The 25,389-nt window shown below is 49.0% G+C and carries 22 protein-coding genes; 12 read left to right on the plus strand and 10 right to left on the minus strand.

Annotated elements, in window-relative coordinates:
* The 7 genes from KDK19_RS07845 to KDK19_RS07875 form a co-directional block, all read left to right on the plus strand.
* Positions 1-399: hypothetical protein (locus tag KDK19_RS07845; RefSeq protein ID WP_257291691.1), on the plus strand; the 399-nt coding region annotated here is incomplete at its 5' end.
* Between the two features lie 284 nt (positions 400-683).
* On the plus strand, positions 684-1,652 hold the full coding sequence (locus tag KDK19_RS07850; RefSeq protein WP_257280993.1) for a metalloregulator ArsR/SmtB family transcription factor: 969 nt from the start codon (positions 684-686) through the stop codon (positions 1,650-1,652).
* 26 nt (positions 1,653-1,678) lie between these two features.
* Entirely contained in the window at positions 1,679-2,842 is a 1,164-nt protein-coding gene (gene metK, locus KDK19_RS07855; protein ID WP_257280992.1) for a methionine adenosyltransferase, read from the plus strand.
* Between the two features lie 286 nt (positions 2,843-3,128).
* Entirely contained in the window at positions 3,129-4,292 is a 1,164-nt protein-coding gene (locus KDK19_RS07860; RefSeq protein WP_257253737.1) for a phosphoglycerate kinase, read from the plus strand.
* Positions 4,293-4,565: 273 nt separating this feature from the next.
* On the plus strand, positions 4,566-5,549 hold the full coding sequence (modA, locus tag KDK19_RS07865) for a molybdate ABC transporter substrate-binding protein (RefSeq protein WP_257254098.1): 984 nt from the start codon (positions 4,566-4,568) through the stop codon (positions 5,547-5,549).
* Positions 5,550-5,719: 170 nt separating this feature from the next.
* Complete coding sequence (locus tag KDK19_RS07870) at positions 5,720-6,364, plus strand: transcription termination/antitermination NusG family protein (RefSeq protein WP_257254097.1); 645 nt, start codon at positions 5,720-5,722, stop codon at positions 6,362-6,364.
* A complete protein-coding gene (locus KDK19_RS07875; protein WP_257291692.1) occupies positions 6,364-7,401 on the plus strand; it encodes an alpha/beta hydrolase in 1,038 nt (345 codons plus the stop codon). Before KDK19_RS07870 ends, KDK19_RS07875 begins: the two co-directional genes overlap by 1 nt.
* A 137-nt stretch (positions 7,402-7,538) precedes the next feature.
* Here KDK19_RS07875 and dsbB read toward each other — a convergent pair whose 3' ends face one another.
* The 3 genes from dsbB to KDK19_RS07890 form a co-directional block, all read right to left on the minus strand.
* Positions 7,539-8,093 (minus strand): disulfide bond formation protein DsbB, encoded by a 555-nt coding sequence (dsbB, locus tag KDK19_RS07880; RefSeq protein ID WP_257255580.1) that lies wholly within the window; start codon positions 8,091-8,093, stop codon positions 7,539-7,541.
* A 206-nt stretch (positions 8,094-8,299) separates the two neighbouring features.
* Positions 8,300-8,758 carry a hypothetical protein gene (locus KDK19_RS07885; protein ID WP_257280990.1) on the minus strand — a complete coding sequence of 153 codons (459 nt, stop codon included), beginning with the start codon at positions 8,756-8,758 and terminating at the stop codon, positions 8,300-8,302.
* Between the two features lie 202 nt (positions 8,759-8,960).
* Positions 8,961-9,701, minus strand: coding sequence for a TrmB family transcriptional regulator (locus KDK19_RS07890; protein ID WP_257280989.1), 741 nt, complete (start codon positions 9,699-9,701; stop codon positions 8,961-8,963).
* 326 nt (positions 9,702-10,027) lie between these two features.
* Between KDK19_RS07890 and glmU the strand changes: the two genes are divergently transcribed.
* Complete coding sequence (gene glmU, locus KDK19_RS07895) at positions 10,028-11,404, plus strand: bifunctional UDP-N-acetylglucosamine diphosphorylase/glucosamine-1-phosphate N-acetyltransferase GlmU (protein WP_257280988.1); 1,377 nt, start codon at positions 10,028-10,030, stop codon at positions 11,402-11,404.
* Positions 11,405-11,439: 35 nt separating this feature from the next.
* Complete coding sequence (gene glmS / locus KDK19_RS07900; protein WP_257291694.1) at positions 11,440-13,272, plus strand: glutamine--fructose-6-phosphate transaminase (isomerizing); 1,833 nt, start codon at positions 11,440-11,442, stop codon at positions 13,270-13,272.
* A gap of 318 nt (positions 13,273-13,590) precedes the next feature.
* Here glmS and KDK19_RS07905 read toward each other — a convergent pair whose 3' ends face one another.
* On the minus strand, positions 13,591-14,082 hold the full coding sequence (locus KDK19_RS07905; protein WP_257275317.1) for a hypothetical protein: 492 nt from the start codon (positions 14,080-14,082) through the stop codon (positions 13,591-13,593).
* Between the two features lie 393 nt (positions 14,083-14,475).
* Here KDK19_RS07905 and rimK point away from each other — a divergent pair, with 393 nt between their 5' ends.
* Positions 14,476-15,378: a 30S ribosomal protein S6--L-glutamate ligase gene (gene rimK / locus KDK19_RS07910; protein ID WP_257275316.1), complete on the plus strand. Its 903-nt coding sequence runs from the start codon at positions 14,476-14,478 to the stop codon at positions 15,376-15,378.
* 11 nt (positions 15,379-15,389) lie between these two features.
* On the plus strand, positions 15,390-16,418 hold the full coding sequence (locus KDK19_RS07915; protein ID WP_257275315.1) for a succinylglutamate desuccinylase/aspartoacylase family protein: 1,029 nt from the start codon (positions 15,390-15,392) through the stop codon (positions 16,416-16,418).
* 88 nt (positions 16,419-16,506) lie between these two features.
* On the opposite strand, the gene KDK19_RS07920 is transcribed toward KDK19_RS07915, so the two are convergent.
* From KDK19_RS07920 to phnR, 5 genes are all read right to left on the minus strand, one after another.
* On the minus strand, positions 16,507-18,234 hold the full coding sequence (locus tag KDK19_RS07920; RefSeq protein WP_257291695.1) for a putative 2-aminoethylphosphonate ABC transporter permease subunit: 1,728 nt from the start codon (positions 18,232-18,234) through the stop codon (positions 16,507-16,509).
* Positions 18,235-18,250: 16 nt separating this feature from the next.
* Positions 18,251-19,309: a putative 2-aminoethylphosphonate ABC transporter ATP-binding protein gene (locus KDK19_RS07925; RefSeq protein ID WP_257291696.1), complete on the minus strand. Its 1,059-nt coding sequence runs from the start codon at positions 19,307-19,309 to the stop codon at positions 18,251-18,253.
* Positions 19,310-19,399: 90 nt separating this feature from the next.
* Positions 19,400-20,422, minus strand: coding sequence for a putative 2-aminoethylphosphonate ABC transporter substrate-binding protein (locus KDK19_RS07930; protein ID WP_257254358.1), 1,023 nt, complete (start codon positions 20,420-20,422; stop codon positions 19,400-19,402).
* 177 nt (positions 20,423-20,599) lie between these two features.
* A complete protein-coding gene (locus tag KDK19_RS07935) occupies positions 20,600-21,268 on the minus strand; it encodes a phosphonatase-like hydrolase (RefSeq protein WP_257254280.1) in 669 nt (222 codons plus the stop codon).
* Positions 21,269-21,367: 99 nt separating this feature from the next.
* Positions 21,368-22,093, minus strand: a complete 726-nt coding sequence (gene phnR / locus KDK19_RS07940; RefSeq protein WP_257280984.1) for a phosphonate utilization transcriptional regulator PhnR — start codon at positions 22,091-22,093, stop codon at positions 21,368-21,370.
* Between the two features lie 268 nt (positions 22,094-22,361).
* Here phnR and phnW point away from each other — a divergent pair, with 268 nt between their 5' ends.
* Positions 22,362-23,513: a 2-aminoethylphosphonate--pyruvate transaminase gene (gene phnW, locus KDK19_RS07945; protein ID WP_257275311.1), complete on the plus strand. Its 1,152-nt coding sequence runs from the start codon at positions 22,362-22,364 to the stop codon at positions 23,511-23,513.
* Between the two features lie 159 nt (positions 23,514-23,672).
* On the opposite strand, the gene KDK19_RS07950 is transcribed toward phnW, so the two are convergent.
* Complete coding sequence (locus KDK19_RS07950) at positions 23,673-25,184, minus strand: YifB family Mg chelatase-like AAA ATPase (protein ID WP_257255457.1); 1,512 nt, start codon at positions 25,182-25,184, stop codon at positions 23,673-23,675.
* Positions 25,185-25,389: the final 205 nt, after the last annotated feature.

Genomic DNA, 25,389 nt, shown 5'->3' on the forward strand with positions numbered 1-25,389 from the left:
CTGGTTATTTTTGGCCTCATCCGGATGGGTTCAGTCAACCTGTCCCGTATTGCCCAAACTATGGGGCACGGTAACGGGATCGACTCCGGGCGTAAACGTCTCAAGCGCTTCTTCGCCTGGAAGTTCAAAATCAACATCATGATGGTTGCTAATCAGGAGGTCGTCATTCCCGCGAAGGAACTTCCACACAGACCGACAGGTTCTTTTGATTTAATCCAAATTCAGAAAGCGGCGGACCGGGAAACACTCAATGGCGAGAAAAACGATAAAAATCGGGTAAGGACTGGTCTTTCTCCAGCCCTCCACCCGTGTCGGGTAGCATTGCCCATCAATCATGACACCAGCACGGAGATAGCGACCAATCCGTTTATGTTCCATCCAGTAGGCTTGGCGCACTGAGGGCCAATACTGTTTAGCAAAGTCAGGGTCAACAGGAAATCAAAACAAATTCAGCGAAGTCATCCCGGGTTATTCCTTGCACTCATTTGCTGTGTGGCGGTAATAAGTCGACACAACAGGTCAACACAAACAAAGCAATGGTTTACACGCCGAATGTTGAGCATCTATATCAAAAAGTTTTGATATACATTGTGCTGCTTGCTAGACTTGCGCCTTAGATAGACGGAGTAGAATTCTTCTGGTCGTCTGCCAGAAGTCAACGGTGCAGCGGTAAGGAGTTTTGCGTGTCAGAATCAGGATCAGTCGAACAGCTTGCCGCACTGGGAAAAGCGTATGGCGATGTACTGAGGCTAGAGATCCTGAGAGTACTAAGCACAGACTCTTTCGGGGTGCTTGAACTCAGCAGCCTCTTCGATATGCGTCAGCCTGCCATGAGTCACCATCTCAAGGTTCTCTCTCAGGCTGGACTTGTGAGTACCCGCAAGGAAGGTAATACCGTTTTTTACCGTCGGGCTCTGCCCCCACAGGAAAGGATCAGCAGTGATGTCATGCGCTCCCTTTTTTCAGCGGTCGACACTCTGTCGTTGTCGTCTTCCCTGACCCGACGCCTGTTGAAGGTCAGAGGTCAGAGAGCTGAACAATCCATGGCATTTTTTGCCCGCAATGTGAATCAGTTTCGACAGCATCAGGAACTCATTGCTGATCATGACCTCTATGCCCGATGTGTGGCTGACGTTCTGGAAAAAACGGAATTGCCCGACCATCAGCAAGTGATGGAGCTGGGGCCGGGAGAGGGCGATTTCCTGGCAACGCTGAGTGAGCGTTTTCAGCGAGTCTATGCTGTGGACAATTCCGGAGAAATGCTGGCCATCAGTCAACAAAGGGTAAAAGAGCGAAACCTGAATAACATCCAGTTTATTCATGGAGAAATAGAAGCCCTTAGTGCTCTGGAGGGTCAGTTTGACTGCATAGTGGCTAATATGGTGTTACACCATGTAGCCACCCCTTCCGGTATCTTCACCTGGGTTTCAAGACTGTTGAAGCCGGGTGGCAGTATGCTGGTCAGTGAACTCAGCAGTCACAATCAGGATTGGGTACGGGAATCCTGTGGCGATTTGTGGCTTGGATTCAGTGTCGAAGACCTTGATGGCTGGGCACAGGATGCAAGTCTGGAAATAGGTGAGTCCCAGTATCTGGGGCTGCGTAATGGTTTTCAGATTCAGGTCAGGCGGTTTTTCAGACCCCTGGACTGAATAGTTTTAAGAGGCGAAAAACGACGATGGCAGATTACACGCTATTCACTTCCGAGTCGGTTTCCGAAGGTCATCCGGACAAGATTGCCGACCAGATTTCCGACGCTATTCTGGATGCCATCCTCAAGGATGACCCGGAAGCCCGTGTCGCGGTTGAAACCATGGTAAAAACCGGCATGGTGATCGTAGCGGGTGAAGTGCGTACAGACACTTATGTTGATATCGAAGAACTGGTTCGCAAAGTGGTCACTGACATTGGTTATAACCATGGTGACCTGGGATTTGATGGTGATTGCGTGGCCGTTATGAATGCTATTGGCAAGCAGTCTCCGGATATCGCTGTCGGAGTTGATGAAACAGACGAGCATGAACAGGGCGCGGGTGACCAGGGCCTGATGTTTGGTTACGCTACCAATGAAACACCGGTACTGATGCCTGCTCCTGTCTACTATTCTCACGAGCTGGTTAAGCGTCAGGCCGAGCTGCGTAAAAATGGTACTCTGCCCTGGTTGCGTCCGGATGCCAAAAGCCAGGTCACGATGCGTTACGACAGCGAAGGCAAAGTGCAGAGTGTGGATGCCGTGGTTCTCTCAACACAGCACCATCCTGACATCTCTCAGGAAGAGCTGCAAAAAGAAATTCTGGAAAAAGTCATCAAGCCGGTTCTGCCTGCACAATGGCTTCATGAAGACACCCGTTACCACATCAACCCAACCGGTATTTTCGTGATTGGTGGCCCAGTGGGTGACTGTGGTCTAACGGGGCGCAAAATCATTGTAGATACTTACGGTGGTATGGCTCGTCACGGTGGCGGAGCCTTCTCCGGCAAGGATCCTTCAAAGGTTGACCGTTCCGCTGCTTACGCAGGTCGCTACGTGGCCAAAAACGTCGTGGCTGCCGGTCTGGCTGACAAGTGCGAGATTCAGGTGTCTTATGCGATTGGTGTCGCGGAGCCAACGTCTATCGCTATTGATACTTTCGGCACTGGCAAGATTGCTGATGCCAGAATTGAAGAGCTGGTTCATGAGTATTTCGATCTGCGTCCGAAAGGTCTGATCGACATGCTGGATCTGAAGCGTCCAATTTATCAGGCTACTGCAGCATACGGTCACTTCGGTCGTGAAGAGGAAGCATTTTCCTGGGAACGCACCGATAAGGCTGACATCCTGAGAGCCGCGGCGGGTCTGTAATCAGTAAAACTCTGCTGAGGGGCTGCTTTAAGCAGCCCTCGTGAGACCTGTTCAATTCTGTTATACCTTCCTTCCAACTCTGTTGATCAATGATATTTCAATGGAGTTTTTTTTGCCCTGCGTCAACGCCTGAAAACCCTGTTGGTTGACGTCATATCTGGCCAAGAGTACGTACCGGGTGTGATTTTTTTGTGCTATTGTCCATGCCAATTCTACCCCTTGGCACTGCTGTCTCTTCCTGACAGCAGTCGAACTTTATTGAACCCGTGCATAGGGAGAGACCCTGATGAACGTATTGAAAATGACCGACCTGAATCTGACTGGCAAACGGGTCCTGATCCGTGAAGACCTCAACGTTCCAGTCAAAGACGGCAAAGTCACCAGCGATGCACGAATCCTCGCTTCTCTGCCCACCATTAAGCGCGCTCTGGAATCCGGTGCCAAAGTCATGGCAACCTCACATCTGGGTCGCCCGACTGAAGGTGAGTACGACGAGCAGTTCTCCCTAAGACCCGTTGCGGACTACATTGGCGAGTTGTTGGGCAGAGAAGTACGCCTGATCAAAGACTGGGTTGACGGTGGTTTTGACGTTGCCGACGGTGAACTGGTCATTCTTGAGAACGTACGTTTCAATAAGGGTGAAAAGAAGGACGACGAAGCACTGTCTAAAAAAATGGCAGCCCTGTGCGATGTCTATGTAATGGATGCATTCGGTACCGCTCACCGTGCTCAGGCATCGACTCACGGCGTGGGTAAATTTGCTGAAATTGCCTGTGCAGGCCCGTTGCTGGCGGGTGAGCTGGAGGCACTGGGTAAAGCGCTGGGAAATCCTGAGCGTCCTATGTGTGCCATCGTCGGTGGTTCCAAAGTTTCCACCAAACTGACGGTGTTGGAATCCCTGTCTGACGTCTGCGATCAGTTGATCGTGGGCGGCGGTATCGCCAACACCTTTCTCGCTGCTGCCGGTCACAATGTCGGTAAATCCCTTTACGAAGAAGATCTGATCCCCAATGCCAGGGCACTGATGGAAAAGGTTAACGTACCTATGCCTGTAGATGTAATCTGCGGTAAGAAATTTGATGAAAATGAAACCGCTGTCGTTAAACGGGTATCAGAAGTAGAAGACGACGACATGATCTTAGACGTAGGCCCCCAAACCCGGAAACTGTTCAATGAAGTTCTGAAGTCCTCTAAAACCATTCTTTGGAATGGCCCTGTGGGTGTCTTTGAATTTGACCAATTTGGTGAAGGCACTCGCTCCATGTCTCTGGCTATTGCCGAGTCTGACGCTTTCTCTATCGCCGGTGGAGGTGATACTCTGGCCGCAATCGACAAGTACGGAATTAAAGACCGAGTATCTTACATTTCTACGGGCGGCGGTGCCTTCCTGGAGTTTGTAGAAGGCAAGAAGCTCCCGGCTGTGGCGATGCTGGAAGAAGCCTGTCAATAAAATAGAGAATAGCGCCCATCCAGGCGACCCCGTCTTGGCGACCCCGTAGCGAGGACGGCAGAAAATTGAGGACGAAAATTCGGTTTTGTGAGGAAAATAGCGAGCTATTTGACGAACAAAGGCGGATTTTCAGACCAGTTTGCTGCCGCTGCATGGGCGCAGGAGCTAGAGCAATGCTGGAGCAATTGCCGCGTGGGGCAGTCTATTCTCAGTCAGCCTCCTGGAACCTAAACTAAGCTCTGTAATTCGCTCAATGGGTTGTGGAGAAAAATCTTGTTTCACTTACGTTTTGTTAGACACCCACGTTTTGTAAGATACCCAAAATCTTTCTCTAAATTGAAAGCCATTCCTGACCTGCCGATTCTGACTTTCATTTTTGGATGCCTACTCACCATTACTCCCCTATCAGACGCTGACACTATCAAGGTTGCTGTGGCAGCGAGCTTTCAACATGTTCTGGAAAGCCTGAAAGGGCAGTTCCAGTCACGGTATGGTCACACCCTGGAACTGTACTATGGCAGTTCTCAAGACCTGAGGTACCGGGTTAGTGACAACACTCAGAAGTTTGATCTGTTTCTATCTGCTGACAATTTAAAGACGGCAAAACTGGAACAAATGGATAAGATTTTAGCAAATTCCAGGAAGATCTATGCCCAGGGTTTGCTGGCATTCTGGCACGGTCAGCGGAGCCCGTTAAAACCCAACGACATAAAAACCTACCTTATAGATAACAACCCTCCAACAATTCACATTGCAGACCGGGAAGGTGCACCCTACCGGCACGCCGCTAAGTCCGTCCTTCAAAAATATTATCTTTACCGAATAATCAGAGATCAGGATAGGCTCTCTTACAATGAGCATGTCAGGGAAACATGGAGCGATATAAAAAATTCTTCCGATGCTGGTTTTGCGCCTTTTTCCCAGGTGAAAGAAGTCGACTTCAATAGCATTCTTTTCCCAGTGAGTGTAACTCTAGTCCCGCAGTCACTTTACACACCACTGCTTCAGGAGCTGGTCATCCTCAAGGCTACCGAGCATGAGGCCGCCGCCAAAACTCTGGTCGAATACCTTCTCTCCGATGAAACGCAGAGATTCATTGGGTTCAATGGTTATCAAAGAGCACCTGCCAAAAAAGAGGATTCAAGCCTTGTCCCCAGTCCCGCAGTGTCTCTCCACAAATGCGAGTCACGCTACCCCAAAGCCGCTCTGGTTATCGTCTGGTTAAATATGGGACTCTGGATTTTAAGCGGTGCATAGTTCGACCATGAGAATTATAATGAGGCACTTTGAATAGAAATTGCGATAAAGCTGCTCAGATCGTAGACCATTCAGTTCAATAGCCGTTACTGATGTAAACCTTGAAAAGTCTGACATCTGGTGATTTGTACTTTTGTTCTACACAGCAGAAAAGCATTCAGGGAATATGTATGCAGAGTCAAGAGTGCTTGCAAGAGGGATGGTACCTGCTTAAAACCAGACCTCGCCAAGAGCAGAGAGCCTGGGAAAACCTGGAAATCCAGGGTTTTGATGCGTACTGCCCGGTTGTAAAGGTTCGAACCAAAGGCCTGTTGAAGGAAGAGATGCTCTTTCCCGGCTATGTGTTTCTTTATCTGGATTTCAAGGATCTGGATCGCTATCACAAGATCCGTTCTACCCGTGGCGTCAGCGAGATCGTCTACTTCAACCGGATCAACCGCCAGCTCCATAAGGATGGCCGCCTGGGCAAAAGTAAGGAGCAGGACGTGCAGGCTCTACTGCCAAAACCTATCCCCAACGGTCACGAAGTGATCAAGGATATCCGGTTAATTGTCGAAACACTCAGTAGCCATGCAGAAGGTAAAGGCACCGGCTCAAACAAAGCTGTTGGCTTCAACAAAGGCGACAAGGTGATCATGAACCATCCTCTCTATCAGCAACTGGAGATGACGTTTATGGCTGACCTCGGTTCCAGACGGGGTCTGATTCTGGTGCAATACATCAGAAAGCAGAGAAATACCCAAGGCGAGACGGTCTGTGAAGTCGTTTCCGAGAAAGAAATGGAAGTCAGGCTTGAGGATCTGGAAAAAGCCTGATGAAGGGCCCTAAGCCGTTCAGGATAAAAGAGAGCCTTGAGCCCAACTCACGAACAGAGTCCCCTATGCTGAATCCTGAAAACCTCAAGGAACAGATCAAGCCTCTGGTGTTTCCCCTGGAAACCCGGGGCTCACACGCCGACCAGAACCCGGACTTCAAAGAATACTTTGATTTCTATGGTATCAATTTTGGAACCAAGTTAGCTGATGTTCGCCACTTTATGGGGTCAATCGACAGCTGCAACTACAAGGTAGCCTGTCATCTGTTCGAGAAGTCCGATTCCAGAGGCACTTTTTTTCTTCTTCACGGTTACTACGACCATGTTGGGCTTTTCGACCGAATCATCCGATTTCTCCTGGAACAGGGCTTCAATGTTCTGGCCTATGACCTGCCCGGACACGGGCTCTCCAGCGGTAAGCCCGCCACCATCCCGGATTTTTCTGTCTACACGCTGATTCTTGAAGACATATTGAGCCTCTGTGGAGGTAACCTGCCGAGGCCCTGGCATGCTTTTGGCCAGAGCACAGGGTGTGCGATCCTGACAGATTGTCTGAATAACCGGGAAGCTCATCACAAGGCCAGCCCATTCCAACAGGTCATTTTATCCGCTCCACTGGTCAGGCCCTGGAAGTGGACACTGGGACGATTGCAGCTGCAATTGGCGAAACTGTTCATTTCACGGTTGCCCAGAAATTACACCCGGAATTCCAGAAAAAAATCGTTTCTGGAGTTGTCTCATAACGATCCTTTGTCTTCCGACATTCTGCCCATACAATGGGTGCTGGCGATGGATCGCTGGATCAAGCGTATTGAGTCCAGCAAGATAAAATCACCGGTCAGCCCACTCATTCTTCAGGGTACATTCGACCGAACAGTCGATGCCAAACACAACATTCCTGTACTTGAGAAGCTTTATACCCGACCCAGTGTTTATTATCTCGAAGATGCCCGGCACCATTTACCTAATGAGCTGGACGAAACCATTGATGATTATCTCTGCTGGTTGACTGAAAAGCTCAATGTTCAATCAGCTTGAGCAATCAGTCCGTAGCCGGGAGGCTTTTGACATCTGCCGGTCAGAATTAGAATTGTCTGAAGAACTCTATGAGGGAATGGCAAGGATTGGGCGCCTGGAACACATACTCCCGGGCGCCCGACGGTGTGCTTGCTCGATTACTTTGATTTCCTGAACAGACTGATCAGGCAGAGCATATAAGCCACTATGTAAACACCAAATATAAGCGTCATCCAATGCGCCATATTCATGCCAAGGAAATGCCAGCCGTCCTGCCCGCAGAAACCGGAAGGCAGGAACATTTGAGGCCACCACTCGTACAGCGGCAGATCAAGCGGGAAGGTAGGCAGAGCCTTGCAGGACATGAACAGATCTTCGGAAGAGTAGTAATCCAGCATTTTGATCGCAGCATCCAACCCATAGGCAGCACCGGCAATCCAGATGACGTATCCAAGACCTCTTACCAATTTGTTTCGCGGTGCCACCAGCATAATAAGAGCCGCAACACCAATCAGCAACACCGCCAGACGCTGATAAACACAGAGTTCACAGGGGTCCAGATACATAACGTACTGAAAATAAAAGGCCACTGACTCCAGAAAAACAGCGCTCAGCAGCATGATTAGCCAGGTGGTTCTGGCATTCTGCCAGTCACGGATAGCCCCGAGGGGATCCGTTCTGAAATCAGTCCAGAGATGGGATAGTTTCGTCAAAACAGTGCTTCTCCAAGAGCCTGTATGTTGTTGTGCCTGTATCGGAGACTTGGCAAAGAACCCGTCGGCTCAAGATACTGCACGCATCCGTAGAGTGTAAGACACATTACAATAAACTGACGCGTCCGATTGTATCTAAAAGGCAGTCCTGAGACGTCTATAAAAACCCATCAATAACCGGGCGGCTGCTGATGGGTTATTAAATGTCAACCAGGGTTTGACTCCATCGTCGAAGGCTCTAATTTATTAAAGCTGTCTGGTGAAATCTGTAAAAGATTCTCTTTGTCAGCCTCTTTGTCATAATTCTCCATCATTACACTAATCGTATACTCAAACTCGAAAACCTTACCCAAAATAATCGGTACGCCCAGTAGTGGGGCCGTGTAAGCAGGGATCATGATCGAAGAAGTCAAAGCACCCCAGTTAGCAGCGCTGCCAGCGGCACTAATAGAGTATTCATTGATGGACCTGGGCTTATAGTCTGTATTGAACAACTTATTGGAGAGCTTCGCACCACCAACAATAACAGCACCACCCACGGCGCCAACAGTACGTCCCCCAACATAGCCAGCGACTCCTCCGGGCACAGCTACGAGCCTGGATGCAGTAATGCATGCCGCCTTAAAAGCCACCGTCATACAATCTCTTAATCCTATTGATGCCATATTGATTCCTCCTTGAGATAGATCGGCCCCACTCTCTGAGCAGGGTTTCGTTAGTGTCGGAAGGATTATTTCAGATGGGGTGATGGAGTTCACTGACATGACTGTCAGGCGGACTAACCACTTGTGAAACTACCGCATTAGAGCTCAATTGCTGATGAGAAAATGATCCAGAGATGTCATGTATTCATGACTTGCCATGCCTTTACAAAGTGTTCCAAAGCGTATCAAAGATGATTTGCTGAGTGCGGGCGATTTCAATGGAATCGATCACAACAGCAACGGGGTAATCCATGGATGCCAGCGAGATCATGGCGACTTTTGGCGGATAAATTGCGATATAGCTGGCATCAATTCTACCCGTGGCATTGATCCATTTGCGCTCAGAAAGTTCAGCATCCTCACCGCCTTCACCAATAGCGATAACCCGGACATTAATACCCTTGCGGATGCGCTGCTGGGTATAGTTCGGAAAGGGCCGATACAGATGCTGCCGGATCGGTTTGGATGAGAAAATGGAGTAGTTTTTGTCATCCTTTTTGGCGACAGTGCTCAGAATATCCTTAAGAACGAACTCGATGCCGCTGTCTCCCTCATAAAAGCGGACGTTGCCGGTATTGAAGTCAGGTTTTAATTGATTCAGTTGCGGGATCAGCTTTTGTTTCATCTCCTCAATACTCTGTTCCAGAGACTGTTTTTTCTCTTCTGCCAGATCCAAAAGCTTTTCAGGAGGCTCTGCACAGAAAACCCGTCTTTTTCCTTTCGGAAAGTAACTGACAATACCTTTACCCGCGAGGCCTTTCAGAGTCTCATAAGTGGTTCCGCGATTAATATCGGCTTCAGCCGCAATATCACGAATAGAGGCGGTTCCCTGCTTTAACAGGGCCAGATAAAGCTTGATTTCCTTCTGGTCGAGCCCAAGCTGTTTCAAAGTATCCAGGTTCATATTGTCAATTTTCCAATGACAAACACAGTTGTGTTTCAATCTGTATAGGATAAGCTAAATTCAATACTGTAGAAAAGTGTCATCTTTTCTTATGACATGGGTTGTAAGGAAAGCGGCACTTGTTTCTGATGTTTCCTGCTGTTAAATGCCCTGTCTGCTGTCTTCATGAGGTCATTGAAAACCAATGAGCTCAGACCAAGAGGTTCAAAGATTTTTCCGGGGGCGGTAAACCGTGTCGTTTTGCCATGGTTCCTTGCTTTTGTTTTTTCCTGGCAGGCAACACAGAGAAATCTGAATGATCAAGAGACCATTTTCAAGAGCTAACCATGAGAGCTGATATCGTCATTCTTGCTGCTGGTCAGGGCAGCCGTATGAAATCCAACCTTCCCAAAGTTCTTCACCCCATTGCCGGCAAGCCGATGCTGGAGCATGTCATTCTCAGTGCCCTGCAAACCCAGCAAGTGATTGGCAAGGGTGAAATCCATGTCGTAATTGGCCACGGTGCAGACAAGGTAAAAAATGCCCTGGGGCACTACCACCTGAACTGGGTTGAGCAGACTGAGCAGCTCGGGACAGGCCATGCTGTTCAGCAGGTGATTCCCGGCTGTAAAGATGCCGATGTCGTGCTGGTGCTCTACGGCGATGTACCCTTAATACATTCCTCAACCCTGCAATCTCTGCTGGCAGCCAGTAACGGTGAGCGTCTGGGTCTGTTGACTATCAATCTGGCTAACCCATCAGGCTATGGTCGTATTGTCAGGGATGATATTGGCAGCGTTCAGGCTATTGTTGAAGATAAAGACGCGACGCCTGAACAACTGGCTATCAATGAAGTGAACACCGGTATCATGGCCATTCCCGGCAGCAAGCTGAGTGAATGGGTCATGGGGCTGGATAACAACAATGCCCAGCAGGAATATTATCTGACGGATGTCGTGTCTAAAGCCGTGTCTGAAGAGACACCCGTAGTTCACGTTCAACCGCAAAAGGCTACCGAGGTTGAAGGGGTAAACAGTCGGGTTCAGCTCACAGAACTGGAGCGGGCCTTCCAGCAACAGCTGGCTACTGCGATGATGACCAGCGGTGTCACCATTATTGATCCGGCCCGCCTGGATATTCGCGGTGATATCAAAACCGGCAGAGATATCCTGCTGGATGTCAACGTGATTCTGGAAGGCGATGTCGAGATTGCTGATAACGTGGTCATTGAGGCCGGTTGTATCATTCGCAATTCCAGAATTGGCGAGGGGGCTGTCATCAAGGCGCACTCGATTCTTGAAGATGCAGAAGTCTCCGCTCACTGTGAAGTGGGCCCATTCGCACGACTGCGTCCGGGTACTCAGATGGCAGAAAATGCCAAGGTGGGCAACTTTGTTGAAATCAAGAAGGCGTCCATCGGTGAGGGAAGCAAGGTTAATCATCTGACCTATATAGGCGACGCTGAAATAGGCACGGGTGTCAATGTCGGGGCGGGTACTGTGACCTGTAACTATGATGGAGTTAACAAGCACAAAACCGTGATTGAAAATAATGCCTTCATAGGCACCAACAGTTCACTGGTTGCACCGGTGACTGTAGGAAAAGGGGCCACCACTGCAGCGGGCTCAGTGATTACCCGGAGCCTGGACGAAGACCAGCTGGGGGTAGCCCGGAGTCGTCAGAGAAACATTGACGGCTGGCAGCGTCCCACCAAAAAGAACTGAATATCAGGCAGAACACAAATCAAAGGTAGAAAATTATGTGTGGCATTGTCGGTGCTGTAGCGCAGAGGGATGTGGCGCCCATTCTGTTAGAAGGTTTACGTCGTCTGGAGTATCGCGGCTATGACTCTGCAGGTGTCGCCATTGTTAGTACCAATGGTGAACTTCAGCGACTTCGCAGAACCGGAAAAGTCTCCGAATTGAGTGAAGCGATCAACAAGTCTCAGGTGCCTGGTGGAACCGGTATTGCCCATACTCGCTGGGCGACCCATGGTGAGCCCAACGAACGCAACGCTCACCCCCACGTCTCCGGTGAAGATATCGCCGTGGTTCATAACGGTATTATTGAGAACCACGAGTTGCTGAGAAACTATCTGGAGCAGGAGGGCTACGCCTTTGCTTCTGACACAGACACAGAAGTTATTGCCCACCTGGTCAGCCACGAATTGAAAAGTGCTGACAGTCTGATCGCTGCTGTTCAGGCGGCTGTGCCCCGGCTGGAAGGCGCCTATGGTATGGTCGTTATGGATCGCAAAGATCCCGAGCGGCTGGTGGTTGCGCGTTCTGGCAGTCCACTGGTCATAGGTCTGGGACTGGGTGAAAACTTCATTGCCTCCGATCAGTTGGCGCTGTTTCCGGTGACCCGTCGGTTCATGTTCATGGAAGAAGGTGATGTGGCTGAAGTGACCCGGACAACGGTGTCTGTCTTTGATGTCGATGGTAAAAGTGTGACCCGTGCCGCCAGAGAAAGTGACGTTGAGCACGATGCCGGAGACAAGGGGCCATACCGTCACTTCATGCTCAAAGAAATTCATGAACAACCCGATGCCATTGCCAACACGCTGGAAGGCCGTTTGGGTGAGACAAAGCTGAACCTGGATATTCTGGGTAAAAACGGTATCGAGCTTCTCAATAAAACCAAAGCCATCCAGATTGTTGCCTGTGGGACCAGTTATCATGCCGGTATGGTGGCCCGCTACTGGTTTGAGGAGCTGGCCGGAATCCCGTGTCGTATAGAAATTGCCTCAGAGTTTCGCTATCGCAAATTCTTTGTGCCTGAGGACTGCCTGTTCGTCACTATTTCCCAGTCAGGCGAAACAGCAGACACTCTGGCAGCTCTGAAGCTGGCTAAAGAAATGGGTTACATGGCTTCCCTGAGCATTTGTAATGTTCCGGGATCTTCCATGGTTAGAGAGTCTGATATTGCTTTGATGACCCGGGCTGGAGCCGAGATCGGTGTCGCGTCAACCAAAGCCTTCACGACTCAACTGACTGCGTTGTTGATGCTGGTAACAGCCATTGGTCGCCACACCGGAATGACCGAAGAGCAGGAATCCGAAGTAGTAAAAGCCCTGAGAGAGCTGCCCCATATCATCAGCAGTACGCTGGAAATGAGCAATGAGATTGAAGCAGTCGCTGAAGATTTTGCTGACAAGCATCATAGCCTTTTCTTAGGTCGCGGTACCCAATACCCAATTGCCATGGAAGGTGCGCTAAAGCTGAAGGAAATCTCCTACATTCACGCCGAAGCCTACGCGGCAGGTGAATTGAAACACGGTCCATTGGCTCTGATTGATAGCGATATGCCCGTGATTGTGGTGGCACCCAACAACGATCTTTTAGAAAAGCTGAAATCCAATATGGAAGAAGTTCGCGCCAGAGGCGGACAGCTGTTTGTCTTTGCAGACCGATACGCCCGTCTGGTGGCCGGCGACGGCATTAAGGTATTACCTGTAGAAACAGCGCCGGAAGTCGTCGCCCCCATTCTCTACACCATCCCTCTGCAACTGTTGTCCTACTACGTGGCCATTATCAAGGGAACGGATGTTGATCAGCCTCGTAACCTGGCCAAGTCTGTGACGGTGGAGTGATTGCGGTTTAAGGCAGAGCCTTTATCTGCCTTTCACCACCCCGGTTGATATTTACCTGAAATCTGTTGTCAAAGAAATAAACAGACATTCAGGTACATCAACGTCTGATGGTCTATGCTGCTATCCGGCACAGAATCAGGCAGGAACTGAAAAAGCAGAGTCGTTTATTTCCAGACCAGAAAAAATTCCCGCCAGAACCCAACGGCGAGATGGGCATTTTTTACGAGTCTATGTATTCCTGACAGGGGTGGTGAAAGGCTGATTCACCCTTTCATATCAAGCTTTGTCTCGAAATTGTCCCCCACAGAGCCTCTGAAGCTAAATTCTGCTCAGTTCCGAGTTGATTTTTTCTGCTAAATTTTCAACTTCCTGAAGCTGATTCGTTATTTCAGGAGCGTAAGGTAATCCAATTAGCACATGACTCACTGATAAAGCATGTTCTAGTGGATGCTGCGCAGCGGAATGAAGATTTAATAGTGTTTCAGCTTGTTCAAGCTCAGGATAGCTTTCTGCAAAAAATTTTATTTGGCTTAAAACTTCCGTTAAATGGGTTAGAGCTGTAAGCAAAGCGTCTCTTGCTTCCGGAGCATTTCTTGAGAAACCACACATTCTGAACTCAAAGCCTCCTGAAGCTGCTATAGGGTCAGACACTACAAGGTTTGGCCTTTTTAACTTATGTTTAGTCTCTTCTATTTTTTCATAAGCTATTTTCATATTTTTCTTGATTTCTTCAAGATCTTGCTCAATGCCGGCAAGACATATATTTGAAATTAAAATGAAGAAAGTTACCCACAAAAGCTTAATGGTCATTAATGCTCTCAAATACAATTTTCAAAAAACCTGCGTCATTTATAGACATGAAGTTTTCAGCTGTCCAAGTCTGCGTATACTATGACTCCGTAGGTGTCTGAATGGTCGGCCAGAAATCCGACCGGATTTGGAGGGTTTAAGTGTGCTTCAGGAGTATTTTTATTTCCGGGTTCTGCTCAGTCTCAGATTACCCAAAGTCATAGAACCTGTCTTGATGCAGCACTGTTGCCAGAATCAAAACGGTCATGGCTGCTGCCCCGGCCTGTTTGTCCGGCATCTTTGAAACACTCAGCGATTAAGGTAAAAACCATACGTAAGTGCTCATGCATATTTGGACTAGATTAAGGGTTCTTATTCCTTCGGGCTTCTCTCTTGAAGTGGACTGGAGTCAATATGAAAATTGCAGTACTGTCTCGTAACCCCAAATTGTACTCAACTCGTCGCCTGAAAGAAGCGGGTGAAGAACGAGGTCATGAAGTTGATGTTATTGACACACTCCATTGCTATATGGATGTAACACGCAGTCGCCCCACTGTTCGTTGTGGCGGTGAGTCGCTTCCTTACTACGATGCTGTCATACCAAGAATTGGAGCTTCCATTACATTTTATGGCACGGCCATCGTCAGGCAGTTTGAAATGATGGGCACTTTCTGTGTGAATGAATCTGTTGCCATTACCCGCTCACGCGATAAATTACGTTCTTTACAACTGTTGTCACGAAAAGATATTGGATTACCAAGAACAGGTTTTGCCAGTAAGCCCGAAAATGTAAAGGATCTCATCAAGAACGTAGGCGGAGCACCAGTCGTAGTAAAATTACTGGAGGGTACTCATGGTATCGGTGTAGTTCTGGCATCTACTCAGAGAGAGGCAGAAGCAATCATTGAAGCTTTTATGGGGTTAAAAGCGAATATATTAGTACAGGAGTTTATTAAAGAAGCAGGCGGTGCAGATCTCCGTTGTTTTGTGATTGGTAGCAAAGTTGTAGCAGCTATAAAGCGACAAGCAGCAGATGGAGAGTTTCGCTCAAACCTGCATCGCGGCGGAACAGCCACACTCGTCCGTTTGTCAAAAGAGGAGAGAGCAACTGCAGCTAATGCCGCAAAAGTCATGGGACTGAACGTCTGCGGTGTCGACCTTTTACAATCTGACAATGGCCCAGTGGTTATGGAAGTTAACTCCTCTCCGGGTTTGGAAGGTATTGAAAAAGCAACTGGAAAAAATGTTGCTGGCATGATCTACGAATTTATTGAAAGCAAAACAACGAAATCAACCCGAACTCGTGGAAAAGGCTAAAGGTAGCAACGATGTTAGTACCAGATATCAGTATTGGTGGTTGTGTGATTAAGGCCGGGCAGACCAGGCAAGTTCGTCTGGAGGTTGCAAAGCTATATACCGATACGGATTTTTCGGTGCCTGTACATGTCATACACACTAGAAAACCTGGTCCAAAGGTCTTTGTGTCCGCAGCCATTCACGGCGATGAGCTGAACGGTATTGAGATTATTCGCCGGCTCATCAATTTGAAGACATTTAAAGTGACTGCGGGTACGTTAATTCTTGTGCCCATGGTTAATGTTTATGGGGTGCTTTATCAAAGCCGGTATCTCCCGGATCGTCGAGACTTAAACAGAAGCTTTCCCGGTTCCCCGAAAGGCTCACTTGCGAGCCGGTTAGCGCACATGTTCCTGACAGAAATAGTCAGCCTTTGTGAATGCGGTATAGACCTTCACACAGGGGCTATACATCGCTCAAATCTGCCTCAGATTCGTGCCAATTTAATGGACACAGAAACTCTGAGCCTGGCAAAAGCGTTCGGGGTACCCGTTTTATTGAATGCCAATATTCGCGACCAGTCCCTTCGGCAGTCAGCTGAAGAGCATAATACACGTATACTGCTATATGAAGCTGGAGAAGCCTTAAGGTTTGATGAAGTCAGTATACGTGCGGGAGTTAACGGCGTTATCAATGTTCTGGCTAAGCTGGGGATGGTCAGATTGAGGCGCAAGGTAAAATCCTTCACACCTTATATAGCTAACAAAAGTTCATGGGTCAGAGCTAATGCCAGCGGTATTTTCAACTCACTTAAAAAACTGGGCGATCAAGTTGATAAAGGAACCCCGTTAGCTACTATTGGAAGCCCGTTTGGTGAAATCATTGCTCTGGTCAAAGCCGCACAGGCAGGCATCATTATTGGTAAACAGAACATTCCTCTTGTTCAGGAAGGTGAGGCTGTGTTTCATATCGCTTTTTTTTCCGAACCTGATAATGATGTTGCTGAGGATATAGGTATGATGCAGGAAGCGTTGCAAACTGAATCACCGGTTTTGGAGTAACCAAAGCGGCTTGATGAATGTTCCGGGATAAATAGCCGACCAGAAATCTGGCCGGACTTGAAGGGGCTTAAGCTTACTTGACATTGCTTCAGGAGCGTTTCCATTTCTGGGTTCTGTTCAATAGCAGCTTACCCAAAGTCATATGACCTATTTTAACGCAGGCTGCGGTTGCCAAAATCAAAACGGCCATGGCTGCGGCCGGGCCTGTTTGTCCGGCATCTTCCATATTCATTACAGAAACGGAAGCCAACATCGTATCGGTGGAATATAGGAAAACGACAGCCGATGTGGTGGTCAGGGCATTGACGAAAAGGTAGATCGCTATATCCAGCAGAGCAGGTGTGCAGACCGGCAGGGATACTTTAAGGAAGGCTTTGTACTGAGGAATTTTGAGCGATGCGGCTACCTGTTCGATCTCAGCGGGTAACTTCTTCAGGGCGGTCAATGCCGTCAGGTGCCCCACGGTGAAGTAGTGGGCTGTGGTATTGATGACCAGAATCGCCATGGTTCCGTAGAGTATTCCCAATGGATTACCGGCTTGGTTAAAGAAGAAGATATAACCCAGGCCCAGCACCATACCGGGTACTGCCATCGGTAACATGGCCATAATGTGGATAAAGTGTTTCAGAATGGGTGGCAACTTACTTTTTTCCACATTGTAAGCCGTAATGAAAATAATCAGGGTTCCGGCAATAGCTGTGTAGAACGCCATTTCCAGAGAGTTGAGGTAGGGCTCCCAGCCATTGGCACTGAACTTTTCAAAGTGATAATTGTTCCAGGACAGCGCCATGTTCCAGGGCCAGAAAGTGACCAGTGAGCCATAAATCGCCATGCCCACCACGGCCAGAATGGCCAGAGAGATCAGGCTGCAAAGCAGGAAAAAAAGGCCATCCTTCACAGGGTTTCGCTCAGGCTCAAAATTGACAGAACGAGCGCCAAACAATTCTTTCTGTTTTTTCTGAACTCTGTGATCAATGACAAACGCTAATAGCGCCGGTATCAGCAAAAGCACACTGATGACGGCACCCATGGCAAAGTTCTGCTGACCGGCGACCTGTTTGTAGATATCGGTGGCCAGTACGTTATATTGGCCGCCAATCACTTTCGGGACACCAAAGTCGGTGACGACCAGAGTGAAAACAACAGTGACTGTGCTGATCAAACCAAATTTGGCCGCTGGAAGAGTGATTGTTGTGAAGGTTCTGAACGGAGAAGTCCCCATGGAACGTGCTGCTTCATAGAGTCTGGCGTCGGAGGTCGAAAGCGCGGTCGTAAGAATCAACAGGGCATGGGGAAAGGTCCAGAAAGCCAGACCCATAACAATACCGGGCAGGCCGTAAATAGAATGACCGAATAGCAGGTCTACAGCTACCCCCTGATTGCCAAACAGATAAATCATACTAATGGCAGGCAGCAAGGAGGGCGCCAGTATGGGTAACATGCCCAATACCTTGAAAAGTGGTTTGAGAGGCATCTGCGTCCGTGTCAGTCCGTAGGCAAACAGGAATGACAAGCTAACAACTATTGTCGTAACAATGGCACCCGCTTTCAGCGTATTGCCAATGGACTGGCTGAGAGCCGGGTTGCCAAGATACTCAGCAAAGTAATTCAGACCAATAAAAGCCCCATCGCTGTCCTGAACACTTCTTGCCAGCATCGACAGAAGTGGCAGTAACAGTGTAATGATCAGATATAGAACAACCGCTGCGATGACCAATCCAAGAACCCATTGATCCTTGCCGATGGCTGGCAGCAGAGATTTCCGGCTCAGTGCTGGAGAGTGTGCGTCCGCCGGGGTGTGTGTAGAGATACTCATAGTCAAAGCGGACTCATCATACTGCGGGGAAGACATGGATATGTTTTTCACTCAGGGACAATTGGTTCAGGCTTCCCGGTTCAAGCTCCAGAGCGGCCAGCTGGTGGATAGGTACATCGACTTTAATCAGCCGCTCAGTGCCCCAGCCCACAGGACTGCATTCTGCACGAACGAAGGAACCCTGAAACTCCAGATTTTCGACACTGACTGGCAGTGCAGACTGGCCTTCACTAAAGCTCAGGTCTTCCGGACGTATTCCAAGAATGACTTTTCTCGCTGTTGATTCAGCCACTGGCAAAGAGAGCGTCTGATTGGCCAGCAGGATCTGGTTGTTGCTGTTGGTATCACCTTCCAGAAAGTTCATGGCACCGACAAATTCAGCAACGAAGCGAGAAGCCGGGTGTTTATAAATATCTTCAGGCGTGCCTGTCTGTTCAATGTGTCCGTGATTCATCACCACAATGCGATCAGCCATGGCCATGGCTTCTTCCTGGTCATGAGTCACCATGATGGTGGTAATGCCCAGTTTTCTTTGCAGCTTACAGATTGTTTCCCGCAATCTGATTCTGACTTTGGCATCCAGGGCAGAGAGAGGCTCATCAAGCAGTAACAGTCCCGGGGAGAGTGCCAGAGCTCTGGCCAGTGCTACACGCTGTTGTTGGCCGCCAGATAGCTGAGAAGGAAATTTGGGGCCGGAATCCGGCAGACCGATAATGTCTAGCCATTCGTTAACACGCTTTTCGACTTCTCGTTTGGATTGACCCTGGTTTTTCAAACCGAAACCAATATTCTCTGCGACACTCAGGTTGGGGAACAGGGCATAGGATTGAAAGACAATGCCAAAGTCTCTTTGTTCAGGTGGAAGTGATGTTATGCGGGTGCCATCCTGCCAGATCTCTCCCTGGTGACAGGCTTCCAGTCCGGCAATCATTCTCAGTAGTGTTGTCTTTCCGCAGCCAGAAGGGCCGAGAAAACAGATGAATTCACCTTTGTTTACGGACAGGGAAATTTCTTTGAGGGCGGTAAAATCGCCAAAGCTTTTCCCCAGGCTTTCGATGGTGAGAAAGGGTTGCATAGCGTTAACTTCCTAAAGCTCTAAACCTGAAAAGCCGCTTATTCCCATTGGGGAATAAACGGCGCTTTCTGCATTATTGCCGGTGAGACATCAAGATTTGGGTTCAGACATATGGTCGAAACGCTTGGACCACTCAGCGAGCACAGTCTCACGCTCACTGGCCATTTCACCAAAGTCCATATCCACCATGGCGCTTTCAACATCTGGATAGTTGGGCACTTTTTTACTGACGTCTTTGTGGCCCACAACGGGGTAAGCCTCAACATATTGTTCATTGGCCTGCTGGCTGAGAGACCAGTCGATCAGTTTTTTCGCAGCTGCAGCCTGGTCGGTGCCTGCCACCAAACCAACTGACTCCACATCCCAGCCAATGCCGCCTTTGGGAAGAATCAGGTCCAGTGGTGCGCCCTGACTTTTCAGTTGGGCCCCGCGAACGGCCATGGAAATACCAATAGCCACTTCACCCATGGCAGCCTGAACGCAGGGCTTGGAGCCTGAGTGAGTGTATTGGGCCATGTTGTTGTTGAGCTTATCCATATAGGCCCAGCCCTTGTCTTGGCCCATGCTTTGTAGCCAGGCGGAAACCTGCATATAGCCAGTACCGGAAGAGGCCGGATTAGGCATGGCAATCTGACCCTGATAGACCGGATCAAGCAGGTCTTGCCAGGATTGAGGTTTGGGCAGATTTTTGGCTTTGGCTACTGCTTCGTTGTAGCAAATCACGTTGAAGTAAGCCTGATTGCCAAACCAGGCTTTGGCGGCTTCAGGATCAACCAGCTGTGCCTTGATTTCATCCAGACCTTTAGGCGTGTATGTGTCCAGCACGCCTGCATCCTTCAGCAGTGCCATGCTGGAACCGGCCAGACCCCATACGACGTCTGCCCTGCTGTTATTTTTTTCTGCCAGCAGTTTAGCCGTCATGATGCCGGTAGAGTCCCGTACCCATTTGATGCTGACATCCGGGTTTTCCTGCTCAAAGGCTTTTTTGTAGCGATTCAGAAGGTCAGTCTCAAAAGCAGTATAAACCGTCAACTCCACAGGAGATGCGGCAAAAGATGAGGCGCTGAAAATCGAAGTGACTGCAAGGGTCAGGGCTGTCAGATGCTTTTTCATGGGTCTCTCCAGTCAGACAATCATTTTATTCTGGTCAATACCAGAAGGGATGACAGAATTCTACGAGAAGGAGGTGACTAAAATATTACAGATCTTTTGCGTCTCTGTGACATTTTTAATTGGAGAGGCGAGACTATGGAGTCACCCAGCCGGGGATAGCAGGTGGGTGACGAGCGTTTAAATGTGTTTGAGAATCTCGGTTAAGCTATCGAGCACTAGCGTTGGCGCGGCTCTTGCCAGTTGCTCCCGGCTCTGGGCTCCGGTGGTCACACCAACGGTGATACCACAGTGGGCATTTTTTCCTTCCTCAATATCAATGGCAGAATCACCCGCTTTAAGCACTTGTGAACTGTCGTGAACGCCGGTTTTCTCCATGGCCAGTTCAATCATGTCGGGTGCAGGTCTGCCGTTTGTAACATCATCCGCTGTAACCAGAGCATCGAATTCGACTCCGGGCATCCAGTTCATCTTTTTCAGCAGGCCTGTTGCTACCTGATGGCTATAGCCGGTATTAAGTGCAACCCTGATGCCTCTTGCCCGCAGCTCCTTCAAAAGCTCGGGCACGCCGTCGAATGAGGTCACTGCCAGTTCCGCATAAGCTTGTGTCAGTTGTTTTTTAAAGGACTGGAAGATTTTTTCCGAGTCCGAGTGGTCGAAGCCTTTGGACGACAGAGTATCTTTTATGGCCTGATGTTTTTCTTTGCCTGCACCGTGCTCAAGGACTTCATCCAGGGTGAAGTCGTAGCCAGCGTCGACAAGACTCTTATGAACCGTTTTGTAAACGACGTTGTCCTCATTGACCGTGGTACCGGCCATATCAAAAACGGCGAGTTGAATTTTGCTCATTGTGACCTCTTTTCAGTGGTTAGATCTGGAAATTAAAAGTTTATGAACGCTCATTAATAGATTGCTCGTGCCGTGGACACCAGATGGTATTTGTAGCTCTCAAGCCATAGGGTTTATAGTGGTGTTGGCTGCAATAACCACTGCATCCTGTCGCCAATACTCGAAGTCACAGTCAATCAATAGATTCGACTGATCGTAGTTTGTACGCTCAACCAGTAAGCCAGAACTGCCAGTGGTGACCTTGAGATGAGAAGAAGCCTCGGCATTCAGACCGACAGGATACAACCTGAAGCTGACACGGGCATAACGTCGGTTGTAATGTTCCTGATAGATATCAGACAGTGATCGGGACAGGTCGTGCTGAAGCAGATCCGGGAAGTAGGCAGGGTTCATGTAATTTTCTACATACAGGACATTCCGCCCATCCACTGAACGAAGGCGTTGCAGTCGATACACCGGGGTCAGAGCTGGAATCTGAAGCAGCTTCTGAACTCTGGTGGGGGCTGGCACCAAATCGGCATGGAGCATCCGGGTACCAGGCACTCTGCCCTGATGTGTGACGATGGTGTGAAAGTTAGCATTCACTGTGGGGTCGTAGGTCACTCTTTCTGGTGAAACAAACCAGCCTCTGCGATCTTCGCGATAGACCAGTCCGTCGGCTTCAAGTGATGACAATGACTCTCTGAGTGTAATGCGGGTGGTGCTGAATTTTTCACTCAGCAGTCGCTCCGAGGGCAGCTTGCTTCCAGGTTTCAATGCACCACTTTCAATCTGCTCATGCAGGGCTGTACGGATGATTTGATACTGATTTTTTCCCTGTCCCATAAATACTGTTCTCTCAGGGTCAATGGATTCTCAACTGGTATATACCATACTAAGCCGTATTTATGACAATTAAATGATCGCTGTTATGACAATTAAATATTCGTTTCACTGAGGTCTGGGTCTTCTTTATCCGGGGTTTTCAGACTGGAATGTGAAGTTTTTGTGAAGAATGTCCATTGGCTATTTACAGAAAAAAGTGACCCCGTCATGATTTTATGCAAATTGGTATATACCAGAAGATTGAAGTTTATGTTTCTACAGGTGTCTCATGAAAGCCATGCCTACAAAAGAAGTGTCAACTGTGAAAGAAAAGAGTCTGGAAAACCCCTATCTTCTGCTGACTCCCGGGCCTCTCTCTACCTCGGCCAGTGTTCGTGAAGCGATGCTGCGAGACTGGTGCACCTGGGATGATGATTACAACCTTGGCGTGGTGGAAGAGATCCGCAGTCAACTGATAAAGCTGGCCTCGGGTACTGAGGATTATACTGCCGTCCTCATGCAGGGCAGTGGCACTGCTTCGGTAGAAGCAACGATCGGGTCAGTGATCTCTGATGAAGGCAAGCTACTGGTTATTAATAACGGGGCTTACGGTGCCCGCATCGCCGAGATTGCCGAGTATCTCAAGATTCCTCATAGCGTTCTGAATTGTGGCGAGATCAGTCCTCCGACACCTGAAAAAATCGAACAGATACTGTTTGAAGATAAAGCCATCACCCATGTCGCCATTGTTCATTGTGAAACCACAACAGGCATGTTGAATCCTATTGAAGTCATAGCACCTGTGGTGAAGAAACATGAATGCATTCTGATTGTGGATGCCATGAGCAGTTTTGGCGGTGTCCCGATTGATCTTGCCGGGCTGGGCATTGATTTTCTGATCAGCTCTGCCAACAAGTGTATTCAGGGTGTTCCCGGTTTTGGCTTTGTCATAGCCCGTCGCACTCTTTTATCCCAATGCAAAGGGCTGGCCCGCTCCCTGTCTCTGGATCTCTATGATCAGTGGCAGTGCATGGAAAAAAATCATGGCAAGTGGCGCTTTACTTCTCCCACTCACACCGTGAGGGCTTTTCATCAAGCTCTGGCTGAGCTGAATGAAGAGGGCGGGATTGCTGCCCGTCACAAGCGTTACTCCACCAATCAGCGTTTGCTCGTCCAGGGTATGAATGAACTGGGCTTCAGATGCCTGTTAGACAATAAGCTACACTCTCCGTTTATTACTTCTTTTTACTCTCCAGAGCATCCCGATTATGAATTCCTCCGCTTTTATGAGCAGCTGAAAGGGAAAGGTTTTGTCATTTATCCCGGTAAAGTGTCTGATGCCGACTGTTTTAGAATCGGCAACATCGGGGAAGTCTATCCAGAAGACATCAGTCAATTAATTAAAGCGGTTTCAGAAAGCATGTACTGGCAGGGGCATTGATGTCGCTGAGGTGTCAACAAGTTCTCTGAACCAGAGGGTAAAATGCTGAAGCAGTACGACCTGGAAAATCAGGCCGTACTGACCTTCAGGGCCACTTTTTACATAGCTCGACACCATCAAGTTTCTTGAAGATGATGGACCTGCTCTAAAACCGGGAGGCTAACCTGACTCACGATCCAGCTTTCTGTAATGCACTGCTTCAGCAAGATGTTTTTGTTGAATATCTTTTTCCTTATCGATATCGGCCAGAGTTCTGGCCACTCTCAATATTCGGTGTACGGCTCTGGCCGAGTAACCCAATTTGTCACAAAGTCGGGTCATGAAATTCTGTTCTTTTTTATTCAGCGAACAGTATTCATTCATCTCACTGGCAGACAGCCGTGCGTTGGGTTTCCCCTGCCTGCATTGCTGGATAGATCTTGCCTCAATCACCTGCTGACGGATTTTTTCAGTTGAGAGGTTTTCATCTTCGGACCGGCTTTCAAAAAGTCGCTCCGTTTTCTGACTGGAGACCTCTATTTGCAAGTCTATGCGATCCAGTAATGGGCCTGATATTTTTCGTTTATAGCGTCTGACTTGCTCAGCAGAACATTGGCAGGCTTTCTGTGGGTCTCCAAGGTATCCGCAGGGGCAGGGGTTCATGGCGGCAATTAACTGAAAGCCTGCCGGGAAACTGGCCTGACCTTTGGCGCGGGAAATAACCACTTCCCTTGTTTCCAGGGGTTCTCTCAGCACTTCCAGGGCCACTTTTTGAAATTCCGGCAGTTCATCCAGAAACAGGACACCGTTGTGTGCAAAGGAAATCTCTCCCGGTCGGGGTTGGCTGCCGCCACCCACCAGAGCGACGGCAGAGGCCGTATGGTGAGGGTTGCGAAAGGGGCGCTGTTTCCATGACGGCGGCTGGTTGTAGGAAGACAAAGTATGTATGGCGGCTACTTCCAGAGCCTCATGATCATTCATCTCGGGAAGAATCCCCGGCAAGCGACTGGCCAACATGGTTTTACCGGTACCCGGAGGACCGTAGAAAATCAGATGGTGAGCACCAGCGGCTGCTGTCATTAACCCTCGTTTAGCCTGTTGCTGGCCTTTTACATCCAGCAGGTCGGGGTAATCAACAGGGCATTCATTCCTGTTGCAGGTGGCTTCTGACAGATGTTCATTACCGGTGAGATGAGCGTAGACTCTGAGCAGGTTGTCTGCACCCAACACTTTTGCATCAGGGCAAAGGGCTGCCGCCTGTGCATTCAGCTGGGGAAGCATCAGTGTGTGAGACGATTGACTGCAGGCTATAGATGCTGGCAGTGAGCCTGTGATCGGTCTCAGTTCGCCAGACAGGGCCAGTTCACCAAGAAACTCATAACCTGCCAGCGACTCAGGCTTGAGTTGACCTGATGCCGCAAGGATGCCCAGGGCGATGGGCAGATCAAAACGACCGCCTTCTTTAGGAAGGTCCGCAGGTGCCAGATTGACAGTAATACGGGAAACAGGAAACTCAAAACCACTGTTGAGGATTGCGCTCCTTACCCTGTCTTTGCTCTCGCGAACAGCGGCTTCCGGCAGACCCACCATATTCAGGGCTGGCAGACCTGCCGACAAATGAACTTCAACCGATACGGCAGGTGCATCCAGCCCGGTTTTGGCGCGGGTTTGAACAACAGCTAACCGCAGCATAAACACTCCCTTCTTTCTGTACTTTTGTTTTTATTGTTGCGGCAGACCGAAATGGAATGCCTGTGCAAAACTGAAGGGTTGAGAATAGCAGTAATTCAGAGATCTGCTCTTGATTAAATCCGCAACGAGCGCAACACTCGCTGTTATGGCTAAGGTTCAAGCTACCTTGTCAAACACTTAAGAAAGATATTTCTGGCACCGTTGA

The sequence above is a fragment of the Endozoicomonas sp. ONNA1 genome, assembly GCF_024606325.1.
GTDB lineage: Bacteria > Pseudomonadota > Gammaproteobacteria > Pseudomonadales > Endozoicomonadaceae > Endozoicomonas_A.